The following is a 13,193-nucleotide window of genomic DNA, read 5'->3' as shown; positions in this document are numbered from 1 at the left end:
ATGCAGGGGCCAACCATGACAAGACCGCACCGCCTGGCCTTCGTGACCATCGGCGAAAGCCCGCGTGACGACATCGTGCCGGAAATGCTGGCGGATATCGGCGGCGCCGTGGAGGCGCACGAATTCGGCGCGCTGGACGGCCTGTCCGACGCGGCGATTGCCGCGTTGACCCCGCGCCCGGGCGAGACGGCGTTTGCGACCCGCCGGCGTGACGGACGCGAGGTCACTATCGCCAAGGAGCGTGTGGAAGTGCTGCTCGAGAAGGTTCTGGCGCAGGTCGACGACCAGAATTTTGACGCGGTCGTCCTGCTTTGCACCGGCACCCACGTGAAGCCGCTGCAAAACACTTTGATGATCGAGGCGCAGCGGATCGTCGACTCGATGGTCGAGGCCATGGCGGCATCCTCCCGTCGCCTGGGCGTGATGCTGCCGCTCGAACGCCAGATTGAAGAATTTCCCAAGCGCCATGTGTTCCCTTCCGCCGAGGCGCCGCGCCTCGTGGCGGCCTCGCCCTACGCCGGCGATGCGATGGCCGAAAAGGCCGCAGGCCTGGCGGGTTGCGATCTCGTGATCATGCATTGCATGGGCTATTCGGAAGACATGCGCGCCGAGGTCCGCAGAGTGGTGGACGCGCCGGTCCTGCTGTCGCGCCGCATCGTGTCCGGCGCGATCCGGCAGATTCTCTAGAACAAGAACACCATCATCATGGCACTGGGAACAGGAGTTTCGACAATGCGAAATTGGCTATTCGGCGTTGCCGCCGCAGGTCTGATCGTCGGCATGGCCCATGCGGACAAAGCTGCGGCATTCGAACGCGTCGGCGACAAGAAGGTCGTCGTGTTCGGCGGACGCCAGCAGATTCCGGTCCTCGACCCGCATGTGCGCTACGACTGGTCCACCCGCATGATGCAGCAGGCGGTCTACGACGCGCTTGTGAAGTACGAGGGCGACCCCGCCGTCATCAAGCCGTGGCTCGCCAAGAGCTGGGAGACGAGCGCGGATGGGAAGACCTGGACGTTCCACCTCGTCGACAACGCCAAGTTTCACAATGGCGACCCGGTCGACGCGGAGGCGATCCGCTACTCCTTCGAGCGTGGCCTGAAGCTCAACAAGGGCGTGGCGTGGATGCTCAAGGACTTCCTTGATCCTGGCAGCATCGAGATCGTCGATTCCAAGACCGTCCGCTTCAACCTGAAGACGCCGTACTCGGCCTTCCTGTCGTTCCTGCCCTGGTGGTACGTGGTCAATCCCAAGGAGGTCAAAGCCAACGAAGTCGACGGCGATGACGGCCAGAAATGGCTGACCGACCACGCGGCCGGCTCCGGCCCGTTCAAGCTCAAGCGGTGGGAACCCAACGTTCTCTACGAGGTCGAAGCAGTCGCGGATTACTGGAAGGGCTGGCCGCAGGGTGAACAGAACCGTCCGGGGGGCGTGATCTATCGCATCGTGCGCGAGCCCGCCGTGCAGAAGGCTGCCCTGCAGCGCGGCGAGGTCGATATCGTCGAGGGCCTGACGCCCGACGATTACGTGCAGATCGCCAAGGCACGCGGCATCACGATCCAGGATCATCCTGGGATGACCACCTTCAGCATCAAGTTCAACACGCAGCAGGGACCGACCGCCGACAAGAACCTGCGCAAGGCCATCGCCTATGCGCTCGATTACAACGGCCTCGTTCAGATTTACAACGGCGCAGCCCGCCTGCAGACAAGTCCCTTCCCGGACGCCATTCGCGGCTATGTGAACGTTCCGGGCATTCCCCGGCAGGATCTCGCCAAGGCCAAGGAATACCTGGCAAAGTCCGCCTATCCGAATGGCGGCCTGACGCTCGAATATTACCACGTGGCGGGTCTCGAAGAAGCGCGCCGGATCGGCCTGCTCCTGCTCGATAATCTCGCACCGCTCGGCATCAAGGTGGATATCCGGCCGGAGCAATGGCCCAACATGGTGGCCAAGGGCTCGAAGGTCGAGACGTCGCCCGCCATGAGTTCGGTCTATGTCACGCCGATCTCGACCGACCCGGATGCGGTGGCCTACCAATACCATCCCAATTCCTACGGCCAGTATTTCGCCATGTCGTTCTACAAGAACGATGCCGTGACGGCGATGATCGACAAGGCCCGCCGCAGCAACGACTGGGACGAACGGGCCAAGCTCTACGCGGACATTCAGGCGCAGATCGTGGAAGACCAGCCGGAGGTGATCGGCATGATGCAGGATCGTCGCTGGGCTCACCGCGACTATCTCAAGGGCTTCCAGTTCAGCCCTGTGCGGTTTACCGGCGAGGTCGACCTCTATCCGCTCTGGATCGACGCCAAGTAATGGGCGCCCGGCGAGTCTCGCATGTCCCCCGCGTGGCTCGCCGCTGCTCGCTCAGGTTCACCTCGGCCGTTGGCCGAGGCGATCCGCGCCTCATGACCGACAGGAGGTGACCCCATGCTGTCGCTGACTTTGCGCAAGATCGCCGTACTGATCGGCACGATGATCGGCCTTGCGGCCCTCACGTTCCTCATCACCAACGTCGCGCCGGGAGATCCCGCGCGGCTCGTCGCGGGCCCCGATGCGACGAACGACATGGTGGAAACCATCCGCGTCGAATACGGCCTCGATCGGCCCCTGATCGAACAATTCGGCATCTATATGGGCGACCTGCTGACCGGGGATCTCGGCCGCTCCATCGTATCGACGCGCCCTGTCATCGACGACTTGGCCCGCTACGTGCCGGCGACGCTGGAACTGGTGCTGGTCGCAATGCTGCTGGGCGTCCTGATCGGAGTGCCGTTCGGCATGCTGTCGGCGGTCTATCGCGACAAGACGCTCGATCAGGTGACGCGAATCCTGTCGATCTCGGGCGTCGCCCTGCCGGCGTTCTGGTTCGGCATCCTGCTGCAGCTTTTCTTTGCCGTGCGCCTGGAATGGCTGCCGGTCTCGGGGCAGTTGCCCCTGACGTCGATTGCGCCCGAGCCGATCACCCATCTGATCCTGGTCGATTCGCTGCTGCGGGGCGATTTCGAGACCTTTCGCGAGGCTCTCTCGCATATCATTCTGCCGGCCGTCGTCCTGTCGTTTCCTTGCCTCGCCTCCATCCTGCGGGTGAACCGTGCGGAAATGATCGAGGTCCTGCAATCCGACCACATCATCGCCGCGCGCGCACACGGCATCTCGGCGGCCCGGATCGTCACCGTTTATGCGTTGAAGAACGCGTTGCTGCCGACCCTGGCGATGATCGGGCTGCGCTTCGGCTGGATGCTGGGCTCGACTGTGCTGGTCGAAACCGTATTCGACTGGCCGGGCATCGGTCTCTACGCTGTCTCGTCGTCCCTCGCGTCCGACTTCAAGCCCGTCATCGGCGTCACGCTGGTGATCGGCTTCCTCTTCATGCTCACCAACACCTTCGTGGATCTCGCCTATGCGTGGATTGACCCCCGCCTGAGGAGCGCCCAATGAGCTCCGTCGACTTGCCAGCCATAGCCCCGCACATCCCGGGCTTTCGCGAACGCCATGCCAGCACGATCCGGCAATGGCGGCTCTACGCCCATCTGTTCTCGGGCAGCTTCTCGTCGATGCTGGGACTCGGTCTGGTCGTGCTGTTCCTGATCCTGGCGATTTTCGGATCCTCGCTTGCGCCCTACCCCGAGGATACGCTGGGTGCCGTCAAGCTCGGGCAACGCCTTCTGCCGCCGAGCTTCGCCCACCCGTTCGGCACGGACGAGATGGGGGCCGATATCCTCTCACGCGTGATCGTGGGGGCGCGCACGTCGCTGTGGATCGGCCTCGTGATTACCGGGATCGGCGCCCTCGTCGGCGTGCCGCTCGGCATCATCGCGGGCTACAAGGATGGCTGGGTGCGCTCCGTCATCATGCGCATCACCGACCTTTTCCTGTCGGTCCCCGGCCTTGCCCTGGCGCTCTCGATCGTCGCCGCGCTCGGTCCCGGCATCATGAACTGCGTGATCGCCCTCTCGATCGTGTGGTGGCCCGGCTATGTGCGCCTCGTCCAGGCCAAGACCCTGTCGGTCAAGGAAGAGCTCTACGTCGAATCCGCCCGCGCGCTGGGCGCGCGCACGCCCTGGATCCTGTGGCACCATATCCTGCCCAACTGCATGACGCCGATTGTTGTGAAGGCCAGCATGGATATGGGCATGGCCATCCTGTCCGCCGCCAGTCTCGGCTTTATCGGCCTCGGCGCGAAACCGCCCCAGCCGGAATGGGGCGCGATGATTTCGGTCGCGCGGACCTACATGCCCGACTGGTGGTGGTACTCGGCCTTTCCGGGCCTCGCGATCTTTCTCACGGTGCTCGGATTCAACCTTCTGGGCGACGGCCTTCGCGACATCCTTGATCCGCGGAGCCGCGGTCGATGACAGCTTTTCTGACCATCGAGGATTACCGACTCGACATTCCGACCTTCGACGGCGACCTGAAGGTGCTCGATGGCATCACCCTGTCGCTCGAAAAGGGGGAGACGCTCGGCATCGTGGGCGAAAGCGGCTGCGGCAAGACCGTGCTGGCCCGCTCGATCCTCGGGATCGGGCCAGCCCGCGGCAAGCGCATGTCGGGCCGGATGGTGTTCGACTCAATCGAACTCGACGAGCTCGACGAATCCGAGTGGCGGCGCATTCGCGGCGTGAAGATCTCGATGATCTTCCAGGACCCGATGACCTACCTCAACCCGCTCTTCACCATCGGGCGGCAACTGGCCGACGTGGTGGTGGCCCATGGCCGCGCCAAGGCGGAGCGGACGCCCTCGCGCGACGAGCAACGGCGACGCTGCGACGCGTTGCTGGAGCAGGTGCAGATCCGCGATTCGGCCCGCGTGTTCGACAGTTATCCGCACCAGCTCTCCGGCGGCATGCGCCAGCGCGTGCTGATCGCCATGGCTCTCGCAGGCGAGCCCCAACTGCTGATCGCGGACGAGCCGACAACGGCTCTGGACGTGACGATCCAGGCCCAGATTCTCGAGCTCCTGCGTGATCTCGTCAGCCGCCTCGGTCTGACGGTCGTCATGATCAGCCATGATGTCGGGGCCATCGCGGCCATCGCGCGCCGCGTCGCGGTGATGTATGCGGGCGTGGTCGTCGAACAGGGACGGACCGAGGACATCCTGACCCGACCGCGCCACCCCTACACGCAAGGGCTGCTCGCCGCCTTGCCGGAGATCGAGGGGGAGCGTCACGTGCTCGAGGCGATCCCGGGCACCATTCCCAATCTCATCCACCCGCCCTCGGGCTGCCGGTTCCATCCGCGATGCCCGCGCGCCACGGATATCTGCAGCGTCGAGAAACCTGTCGCGCGCAGCATCGGAGCCGACCATGTCGTCGCCTGTCACCATGCCCTCGCCTGACGCCGGGCGCCCTCCTCTGCTGGAGGCCACCGGTCTCACCAAGGTCTTCCTGTCGGGCGGCAAATCCTTCAAGGCCGTGGACGACGTCTCGCTGCGGATTCCGCAGGGCGGGGTATTGGGGATCGTCGGTGAATCGGGATCGGGCAAGTCGACCGTTGCCCGACTCGTCATGCGCCTGATCGAGCCGACGGCCGGACGGATTCTCTTGGACGGGGAAGACCTCTCGGCAATGTCCGGCGAGCCACTGCGCCTTGTCCGCCGGCACATGCAGATCGTGTTCCAGAACCCGCATTCGGCCCTCAATCCCCGCCACACCATTCGCGACGCGATCGCCGAGCCGTTTCTTGTCCAGACACAGTTACGCGGGATCGAACTGGAGCGGCGGGTGGACGGGCTGTTGGACATCGTCAGCCTGCCCAAGGCCTTCAAGTACCGTTATCCCCACGAACTGTCCGGTGGCCAGAAGCAGCGCATCTGCATCGCGCGCGCGGTCGCCCTCGAGCCGCGCCTGCTGGTGTTGGACGAGCCCACCTCCGCCCTCGACGTCTCCGTGCAGGCGCAGATCATCACGTTCCTCCAGGAACTGCGCGAGCGGCTCAACCTCACCTACCTGTTCATTTCGCATAATCTCGCGGTCGTCCGCTATCTCTGCGACCACGTCATCGTCATGAACCGCGGAAGGATGGTCGAAGAGGGGCCGACCGATGCGGTGTTCGCAAACCCGTCAGAGGACTACACGCGCAAGCTCATCGCGAGCATCCCGCGACTTCCCCAGCGGGCGCAAACCTGAAACGGATCATCACCTATCGGGCCGATTGCCGGTGAGACCGAGCTTCAGTGCCTGCTGGCTGGGAACGGCGGTGTGGAGGCGCTCGCGAAAGCGCCCATTCGCCTCGTTCATGATGCGCTTGTGACGCAGGCCCGAATCGCCATCGTCGACGACGCGCACCACGGCTGCTGCGGCGTTGAAGAGATCGTCTGCCGCCGCCTCGATCCCGGGGTCGCGTTCCACCAGCCACAGAATGCTGAGAATCTGCGCCCGCAGATCGCCGAGACCGGCCTCGCTTTCGGGCTCCCGTGACAAGGCTGCCAGGATCCCATCGATCGCGTCCGTGGCCTGGTGCACGGCATCGTTGAGCTGGGGCATGGTCATGTCTCCTGCGCTGACAACGATCCTTCGTTGGACGCAGCCGACACGGTCCCGTGCTGCGCCCGAATCATTGTTTCGATAGACCTCAGGGAGGCCACCGATTCCACCGGAAGGTCGAGGGCTTCCGCCTGCGTAATAATATCTCCGAGCACGTTCGCCATCGAATCGAGATCGGAAACCTGACTTGCGGATAGAATATGGAAAAGCGTCGTAAGCGCGACCATCACCGCTTGTTCGTTGTTTTCGAGCCTGTCGCAACGCTGCTTCAGCGCCTCGAGCTCCCGGTTCTGCGCCGAGACGATCTCGACAACGGCCAGCAACTGGTCCGTCAGCGTGTCGATCGATCGCGTCATCGCAGACCGATCATCGACGGGTCAGGGTTTGGGGCACGCGGTATCCCTTTTGCGATCGGATCGGACGCCAAGTGTACCGACCGCGTTGCCGGATGGGAAACCGTTGCCGGTGGATAACCCTCGGCTGGTCAGGTCACGCATGCCCGTGCTAGCCCCATGCGCAGGAGGACGAACCGATGAGCCCCTCGCCTCAGGATCCCACCCTGCCCGTGGACGACGACGCCCGCGCGCTCGCCAAGGCTCTGCTGCGAACCGCGCGCGCCGGCACGTTGGCCACGCTCGATGCCAACGGAAGCCCGTTTGCGAGCCTTGTGGCGCTCTCCACCACAATCGATGGCACACCGATCATCCTGACCTCTTCTCTCTCAGCGCACACGCAGTATCTGGCCGCCAATCCTATCTGTTCGGTGCTTGTCGCCGCCATTGGCAAGGGCGACCCGCTGGCGCATCCCCGGCTCACGGTCCTCGCCACCGCCCGGCCCCTGGCGCGGGACGCAGCCGAGACGGCGGAGACGCGGAGGCGCTATCTCGCACACCAGCCCAAGGCCGCGCTTTATGTGGATTTTCCCGATTTCGGGTTCTGGCGTCTCGATGTGACGCAGGCCAGCCTCAATGGCGGATTCGGGCGGGCCTATCGGATGAGTGCTGCGGATCTGTTGACGCCGGTTGACGACGTCGAGGCCTTCACGGTGATGGAGGCCTCGGCCATCGCGCACATGAATGCCGATCACGCGGACGCGGTGTCGCTCTACGCGACGCGCCTATGCGGCGCTGAGCCGGGACCCTGGATCATGACGGCAATCGACCCCGAGGGCGCGCAACTGGCTTGTGGCGACACGGTTGTGCGTCTGGTCTTCGGGCGGGCTCTGGCGAGCCCGGACGAGGTGCGGCCGGCGTTGATCGCGCTCGCCCGCAAGGCCAGAGACGGCAACTCCTGATCGTCGAGGATCAAGCGGCGTATTTGCCGCGCAGATAGGCCAGATACGGCGCCGGATCGAGGCCGCGGCCGGTCTCCCGCACCAGCAATTCATCCCGCCGGAAGCGCCGTCCGTGCTGCCATATCCGCGAGCGCAGAGCGTCCGCAAGGCCGGCGTATTGTCCGGCCTCGATCGCGTGTTCGAGCGACGGGTCGTCCCGCCGGAGAGTCTCCATCATCTGCGCGGCCATCACATTGCCGACGGTGTAGGTCGGGAACGAACCGATATAGCCGGTCGACCAATGCACGTCCTGCAGCACACCCTTGGCGTCGTTGGGGACATCGAGGCCGAGATCGCGCTTGATGGCGGCGTTCCAGGCCGCCGGCAGATCCTTGACCGCCAGCGATCCGTCCATCAGGGCGCATTCCAGTTCGGTGCGCAGCATGATGTGAAAATCATAGGTGAGCTCGTCGGCCTCGACACGGATGAAGCCCGGCTCGACGCGTGTGACCGCGCGGTAGAATTCATCCGCGGTCACGTCACCGAGTTGATCGGGGAAATGCCGTTGCAGGTCCGGGAAGTGCAGCTGCCAGAAGGTCGGGCTGCGGGCCACATGATTTTCCCACAGGCGTGACTGCGATTCATGCGCTCCGAAGCTGGTGCCGCCGACCGCATACAGGCCGATCAGGTCGGTGGTCAGCGTTGTGCGTGTGTAGGCCGGGTCGACGCCCTGCTCGTAGAGACCATGGCCGGTCTCGTGCGCCGTGCCGAACATGGAAGCCGGCAGATAGTGACGGTTGTAGCGGGTGGTGATGCGCACGTCGTTGCGGGTGAACGACACCTCGAACGGGTGCACGGTGGTGTCGAGCCGTCCGCGGGTGAGATCGTAGCCCAGCGTCTCGGCCATCTTCAGGCCAAAGGCCCGCTGCTGTTCTTCCGGGAAGTCGCGGAACAGGAAGTCCGATCGCGGCGACGGCCGCGAGCGGGCGATGTCGAGGATCGGCTGCATGCCGGTGCGCAGGACACCGAACAGGCTCCGCAAGCTCGCGGCCGTCTCCCCCGGCTCGTAGATCGACACCATGGCGTCGTAGGGATGATCTTTGAAGCCGATGCAATCCGCATATGCGCGGGCGAGCGCGACGGTCTTTTCCAGATGTGGCGCGAAGAGCGAGAAATCGCTCTTGGTCCGGGCCGCGATCCACGCTGCCTGGGCCACCGTCCGCAGCGAGGCGCGCTCCTCGATCAGCGAGGCCGGCACACGCGAGTGGTGGGTGAAGGCCTGACGGGTCTGGGCGACCATCCGATACTCGGCCGAATCCTCCGGAAGGTCCGCGACATCGCGCTCCGCGGCATCGAGAGCCGCCTCTGTCTCGCGCGCCAGCAGCAGGTCACGGGCGATGCGGGTCAGGGTCGCAATCTGGTATCCGCGCGTCTCGGCGCCGCCGGCCGGCATCATCGTGCGCGAGTCCCACGTGAGCACGGAGGTCGCGTTCAACACGTCGTTGACGGCGGCCACGCGGGCCTTGAGGGCGGAAAGAGCGGAGTTCTGGGTCATGTCAGTCAGTTCCGTGAAATCAGGCAGTACCGCCGGTGTTGAGATGGCAGGCCGAGAACCGGCCCTCCGCGATCGGCAGCAAGGCCGGCGCCTCGCTGCGGCAGCGCGGACCGGCGAACGGGCACCGCGGATGGAAGTGGCAGCCCTTCGGCGGGTGCAGGGGCGACGGAATCTCCCCAGCGATGGGGCGGAAATCCTTTCGTCCAACACCAACCCGCGGAACGCTCTCGAACAATGCCCGCGTGTAGGGATGGTTGGGCGAGGCATATAGCTCGGGCGTCGGAGCAAGCTCCACGATGCGGCCGAGATACATGATCGCGACGCGATCCGACACATGGCGCACCACGCCCAGATCGTGGCTGATGAAGATCGCCGTGAGATCGAGATCCCGCCGGAGATCCATGAACAGGTTCAGCACCTGCGCCTGGATCGACACGTCGAGCGAGGCCACCGGCTCGTCGAGGACGAGAAGGTCCGGCTTCATGGCAAGCGCCCGCGCAATGGCGATGCGCTGACGCTGCCCGCCGGAGAACTGGTGCGGGAAGCGACGGCGGAAGTTCGGGTCCAGACCCACGCGCTCCAGTGTGTCGACCACATAGGCATCCGCGTCGCGCGCCTTGATGATGTGATGCGTGACCGGTCCCTCGCTCACCGTGTCGCCGATACGCATGCGCGGATTGAGACTGGAGAAGGGGTCCTGGTGGACCATCTGGATGCGGGTCGTGAGTTTGTCGGTGCGGCGGCCTTTTTCGCGCGCCACGGGCTTCTGGTCGAACAGCACCCTGCCGTCGCTGGGCGTGTAGATGCCGGCGACGATGCGCCCCAAGGTCGACTTGCCGCAGCCGGATTCGCCCACGAGGCCGACGACTTCACCCTTGCGGATCGACAGGCTGACGTCGCTGACCGCGCGCACGATCTCGGTCGCGCGACCGGCACCGAGAATCCCGGCGATCCGCTCGCCGAGACTCGGGCGCTTTACGAAGCGCTTTGATACGTGGTCGATGTCGAGGAGAGCGGCTGACATGAATCGGGCTCGATGGGATAATGGCAGAGGGCGGTGCGTCCGTCTTCGAAATGCTGGACAGGCGGCGTCGTGTTGCAGGCGGGCCCCGCCTTGAAACAGCGGGGCGCGAACGCACAGCCGGGGGGCAGGTCCGCAAGCGAGGGCGCGGAGCCCGGCACCTGCGGCAGCCGCTCGCCCGGTTCATGCTCGGCCGGAACGGAGGCGAGCAGACCCGCCGTATAGGGATGGCGAGGCGAGGCGATAACATCCGCAGCAGGGCCTGTCTCGACCACGCGGCCCGCGTACATCACGCAGATATCGTCGGCGAGGCTGGAGACCACCGCCAGATCGTGCGTCACCCAGACGAACGCCGTGCCGGTGTCATCCGCCAGCCGCCGCACTTCGGCCAGGATCTGCCCCTGGATCGAAACGTCCAATGCGGTCGTCGGTTCGTCGGCGATGATCACGGCGGGCTTGTGAAGCAGCGCGATGGCGATCGCCACGCGCTGGCGCATGCCGCCGGAGAGCTGGTGCGGATAGGAATCGAGCCGTTCCTCAGGACTCGGGATGCCGACTGTCGCCAGCGCGTCGCGGGCGCGCAGCCGTGCGGCTTTTCGCGAAACGTTGCTGTGCGCGCGGACGGCGGCGATCATCTGCGTCGAAATCTTGAGGACCGGATTGAGGGTCATCATCGGGTCCTGGAACACCATCGCGATCTGGGCCCCGCGCACGCGGCGGATCTGCTCGCCCTTGAGCTTGGTCAGATCCACGCCGTTCAGCAGAACTTCGCCGCCGGCAATGCGGCCCGGCAGCTCGATCAGACCGAGAATCGAATAGCCGGTGACGCTCTTGCCGGATCCGGATTCGCCGACGAGGCCGAGAATGCGCCCGCGGCCGACCTCGAATGTCACGCCGTCGACGGCCTTGACCACGCCTGCCCGAACCTTGAACTCCGTGCGAAGATCGGTGACGCGAAGAACCGGCTCGCTCATCGGCTGCGCCTCGGATTGAGGACATAGCGCACCTGATCGCCGACGAGGTTGATGGCCACGACAGTGAGCATCAGGGCGATGCCCGGATAGATCGAGATCCAGTAGCGCCCCGACAGCAGGAACTGGAATCCGTTGGAGATCAGCGAGCCCAGCGACGGCTGCGTGAGCGGAAGGCCGAGGCCCAGGAACGACAAGGTCGCCTCAAGGGCGATCGAATTGGCGACCTGCACGGTCGCCACCACGATCAGTGGCGGCAAGGCGTTGGGCAGGAGGTGGCGGAACAGGACCTGTCGGGCCGGCAACGGCGTCGAGAGCGCCGCCTCGATATAATCCTTGCCGCGCTCGGCGCTGGCGGCACCATGGGTGGTGCGCGCGAAGTACGCGTACTGCGCGAGCGTCAGAGCGGTCACCAGCTGCGGCAATCCCTGACCCAGCATGGCGACGAGCACGAGCGCCAGCAGGATCGCCGGCAGGGAGAGCTGCAGATCGATGATGCGCATGATCACCGCCTCGGTGCGGCCACCGTAATAGGCCGCAATCAAGCCCACGACGCCGCCCAGAACGAGCGCAAAGGTGCCGGCCAGCACGCCCACGATCAGGCTCGTGCGCAATCCATACAGGATGGCCGAAAAGACGTCGCGTCCGGCAGCATCGGTGCCGAGCCAGTGCACGTAGCCGCCGGACCCGATTTCGCCCGGCGGAAGCCTCGCATCGAACAGGTCGAGGGTGCTCTGGTTGTAGGGATCCTGCGGCGCCACGAGCGGCGCCAGAATGGCCATCAGCACCACCGACACGATGATGATGAGAGCGGCGAGCGCTACCGGACTCTGGCGGTAATCCGACCAGAAGGCCGCAAGCCGTCCCCATCGGGTTTCGGGTGCAAGGCTCATGATGCGGCCTTGACGCGAATGCGGGGATCGAGCTGGCCGTAGATGAGATCGACCACGAGGTTGATGAGCACGAACAGGAAAACCACGAGAATGAGATAGGCGACCATGACGGGACGATCGAGAACAGTGATGGAATCGATGATGAGCTTGCCCATGCCGGGCCAGTTGAACACGGTCTCGGTAACGACGGCGAAGGCAAGGGTTGAACCCAGTTCAAGCCCGAAGATCGTCACGATGGGAATCGAGATGTTCTTCAGCACATGGAGGCCCACCACCTTGCCCTCCGACAACCCTTGCGCGCGCGCAAAGCGCACATAGTCCGAACTCATCACCTCGACGGTTCCGGAGCGCGTCAGCCGGATCAGCAGCCCGAGCTTGAATAGGGCGAGATTGAAGGCCGGCAGGATGATGTAGCTTAAGCCTTCCATGGAATCGATCGAGAGCTTCATGCCGAAGATGTCGGTGACCGGTCCGCGGCCGCCGGAGGGCAACCAGCCGAGTTCCACGGCGAACGCCATGATGAGGAGCAGGCCGACCCAGAAGGTCGGAACGCTAAAACCGAGAACCGAAAGGCCCATGATGAACTTCGACGAGATCGCATCCGGCTTGTAGCCGGCCCACAGGCCAAGCGGGATGCCGAGCAGGGTCGCGATCAGCATGGCGGAGATTGCCAGTTCAAGCGTCGCGGGAAGGCGCGAGAAGATCAGGCCCATGACGGGCAGCCGATAGATGAAGGACTCGCCCAGATCGCCCCGGAGCATGTTGCCCATGAAAATGAAGTATTGTTCGACCAGCGACTTGTCGAAACCGTAGCGCTGGATGAGCGCCGCGCGCAGGGCCTGATCGGACGCAGGGTCGATCATCACGTCGATCGGATTGCCGATGGCGTAGACGCCGACGAACACGATCACCGACATGGCGACGATGACGAGAATCGCCTGCAGAATGCGCTGAATAAAAAAACCGATCATGCGGATCCGAGCATGGAC

At 64.6% G+C, this 13,193-nt stretch carries 14 protein-coding genes; 7 read left to right on the top strand and 7 right to left on the bottom strand.

Features of this window, described 5'->3' with window-relative positions:
• The first annotated feature begins 15 nt into the window (after positions 1-15).
• The 6 genes from J4G32_RS11690 (at position 16) to J4G32_RS11665 (ending at position 6,134) form a co-directional block, all read left to right on the top strand.
• Positions 16-687, top strand: a complete 672-nt coding sequence (locus J4G32_RS11690; RefSeq protein ID WP_210492727.1) for an AroM family protein — start codon at positions 16-18, stop codon at positions 685-687.
• Between the two features lie 45 nt (positions 688-732).
• Positions 733-2,322, top strand: coding sequence for an ABC transporter substrate-binding protein (locus tag J4G32_RS11685; protein WP_210492725.1), 1,590 nt, complete (start codon positions 733-735; stop codon positions 2,320-2,322).
• A 114-nt stretch (positions 2,323-2,436) separates the two neighbouring features.
• Positions 2,437-3,447, top strand: a complete 1,011-nt coding sequence (locus J4G32_RS11680; RefSeq protein ID WP_210492721.1) for an ABC transporter permease — start codon at positions 2,437-2,439, stop codon at positions 3,445-3,447.
• Entirely contained in the window at positions 3,444-4,364 is a 921-nt protein-coding gene (locus J4G32_RS11675; RefSeq protein ID WP_210492715.1) for an ABC transporter permease, read from the top strand. Before J4G32_RS11680 ends, J4G32_RS11675 begins: the two co-directional genes overlap by 4 nt.
• Entirely contained in the window at positions 4,361-5,344 is a 984-nt protein-coding gene (locus tag J4G32_RS11670) for an ABC transporter ATP-binding protein (protein ID WP_210492713.1), read from the top strand. Before J4G32_RS11675 ends, J4G32_RS11670 begins: the two co-directional genes overlap by 4 nt.
• Positions 5,313-6,134 carry an ATP-binding cassette domain-containing protein gene (locus J4G32_RS11665; RefSeq protein WP_210492709.1) on the top strand — a complete coding sequence of 274 codons (822 nt, stop codon included), beginning with the start codon at positions 5,313-5,315 and terminating at the stop codon, positions 6,132-6,134. Before J4G32_RS11670 ends, J4G32_RS11665 begins: the two co-directional genes overlap by 32 nt.
• Before the next feature lie 9 nt (positions 6,135-6,143).
• Here the strand turns inward: J4G32_RS11665 and J4G32_RS11660 are convergent, their stop codons facing one another.
• Positions 6,144-6,491 carry a hypothetical protein gene (locus J4G32_RS11660; RefSeq protein ID WP_210492703.1) on the bottom strand — a complete coding sequence of 116 codons (348 nt, stop codon included), beginning with the start codon at positions 6,489-6,491 and terminating at the stop codon, positions 6,144-6,146.
• A gap of 2 nt (positions 6,492-6,493) precedes the next feature.
• Positions 6,494-6,847 carry a hypothetical protein gene (locus tag J4G32_RS11655; RefSeq protein WP_210492700.1) on the bottom strand — a complete coding sequence of 118 codons (354 nt, stop codon included), beginning with the start codon at positions 6,845-6,847 and terminating at the stop codon, positions 6,494-6,496.
• Between the two features lie 176 nt (positions 6,848-7,023).
• Between J4G32_RS11655 and J4G32_RS11650 the strand changes: the two genes are divergently transcribed.
• Complete coding sequence (locus J4G32_RS11650; protein ID WP_210492695.1) at positions 7,024-7,785, top strand: HugZ family pyridoxamine 5'-phosphate oxidase; 762 nt, start codon at positions 7,024-7,026, stop codon at positions 7,783-7,785.
• A gap of 10 nt (positions 7,786-7,795) precedes the next feature.
• On the opposite strand, the gene J4G32_RS11645 is transcribed toward J4G32_RS11650, so the two are convergent.
• Genes J4G32_RS11645 through J4G32_RS11625 form a run of 5 tightly spaced genes read right to left on the bottom strand, consistent with a single transcriptional unit; the run spans position 7,796 to position 13,175 of the window.
• Positions 7,796-9,319, bottom strand: a complete 1,524-nt coding sequence (locus J4G32_RS11645; RefSeq protein WP_210492691.1) for a carboxypeptidase M32 — start codon at positions 9,317-9,319, stop codon at positions 7,796-7,798.
• A 19-nt stretch (positions 9,320-9,338) separates the two neighbouring features.
• Complete coding sequence (locus J4G32_RS11640; protein WP_210492686.1) at positions 9,339-10,343, bottom strand: ABC transporter ATP-binding protein; 1,005 nt, start codon at positions 10,341-10,343, stop codon at positions 9,339-9,341.
• A complete protein-coding gene (locus J4G32_RS11635) occupies positions 10,295-11,314 on the bottom strand; it encodes an ABC transporter ATP-binding protein (RefSeq protein WP_210492681.1) in 1,020 nt (339 codons plus the stop codon). Before J4G32_RS11635 ends, J4G32_RS11640 begins: the two co-directional genes overlap by 49 nt.
• On the bottom strand, positions 11,311-12,204 hold the full coding sequence (locus J4G32_RS11630) for an ABC transporter permease (protein WP_210492676.1): 894 nt from the start codon (positions 12,202-12,204) through the stop codon (positions 11,311-11,313). Before J4G32_RS11630 ends, J4G32_RS11635 begins: the two co-directional genes overlap by 4 nt.
• Positions 12,201-13,175 (bottom strand): ABC transporter permease, encoded by a 975-nt coding sequence (locus J4G32_RS11625; RefSeq protein WP_210492672.1) that lies wholly within the window; start codon positions 13,173-13,175, stop codon positions 12,201-12,203. Before J4G32_RS11625 ends, J4G32_RS11630 begins: the two co-directional genes overlap by 4 nt.
• Positions 13,176-13,193 lie beyond the last annotated feature (18 nt).

The organism is Microvirga antarctica (assembly GCF_017921815.1).
In the GTDB taxonomy this organism is placed as follows: Bacteria; Pseudomonadota; Alphaproteobacteria; order Rhizobiales; family Beijerinckiaceae; genus Microvirga; species Microvirga antarctica.
Note: the sequence above shows the minus strand (reverse complement) of the source record. Positions and strands in the feature narration are given on the sequence as shown.

Excerpts from the sequence above, each read along its gene's own strand:
- J4G32_RS11690 (WP_210492727.1), top strand. The coding sequence starts at position 16 with ATGACAAGACCGCACCGCCTGGCCTTCGTGACCATCGGCGAAAGCCCG.
- J4G32_RS11685 (WP_210492725.1), top strand. The coding sequence starts at position 733 with ATGCGAAATTGGCTATTCGGCGTTGCCGCCGCAGGTCTGATCGTCGGC.
- J4G32_RS11680 (WP_210492721.1), top strand. The coding sequence starts at position 2,437 with ATGCTGTCGCTGACTTTGCGCAAGATCGCCGTACTGATCGGCACGATG.
- J4G32_RS11675 (WP_210492715.1), top strand. The coding sequence starts at position 3,444 with ATGAGCTCCGTCGACTTGCCAGCCATAGCCCCGCACATCCCGGGCTTT.
- J4G32_RS11670 (WP_210492713.1), top strand. The coding sequence starts at position 4,361 with ATGACAGCTTTTCTGACCATCGAGGATTACCGACTCGACATTCCGACC.
- J4G32_RS11665 (WP_210492709.1), top strand. The coding sequence starts at position 5,313 with ATGTCGTCGCCTGTCACCATGCCCTCGCCTGACGCCGGGCGCCCTCCT.
- J4G32_RS11660 (WP_210492703.1), bottom strand. The coding sequence starts at position 6,491 with ATGCCCCAGCTCAACGATGCCGTGCACCAGGCCACGGACGCGATCGAT.
- J4G32_RS11655 (WP_210492700.1), bottom strand. The coding sequence starts at position 6,847 with ATGACGCGATCGATCGACACGCTGACGGACCAGTTGCTGGCCGTTGTC.
- J4G32_RS11650 (WP_210492695.1), top strand. The coding sequence starts at position 7,024 with ATGAGCCCCTCGCCTCAGGATCCCACCCTGCCCGTGGACGACGACGCC.
- J4G32_RS11645 (WP_210492691.1), bottom strand. The coding sequence starts at position 9,319 with ATGACCCAGAACTCCGCTCTTTCCGCCCTCAAGGCCCGCGTGGCCGCC.
- J4G32_RS11640 (WP_210492686.1), bottom strand. The coding sequence starts at position 10,343 with ATGTCAGCCGCTCTCCTCGACATCGACCACGTATCAAAGCGCTTCGTA.
- J4G32_RS11635 (WP_210492681.1), bottom strand. The coding sequence starts at position 11,314 with ATGAGCGAGCCGGTTCTTCGCGTCACCGATCTTCGCACGGAGTTCAAG.
- J4G32_RS11630 (WP_210492676.1), bottom strand. The coding sequence starts at position 12,204 with ATGAGCCTTGCACCCGAAACCCGATGGGGACGGCTTGCGGCCTTCTGG.
- J4G32_RS11625 (WP_210492672.1), bottom strand. The coding sequence starts at position 13,175 with ATGATCGGTTTTTTTATTCAGCGCATTCTGCAGGCGATTCTCGTCATC.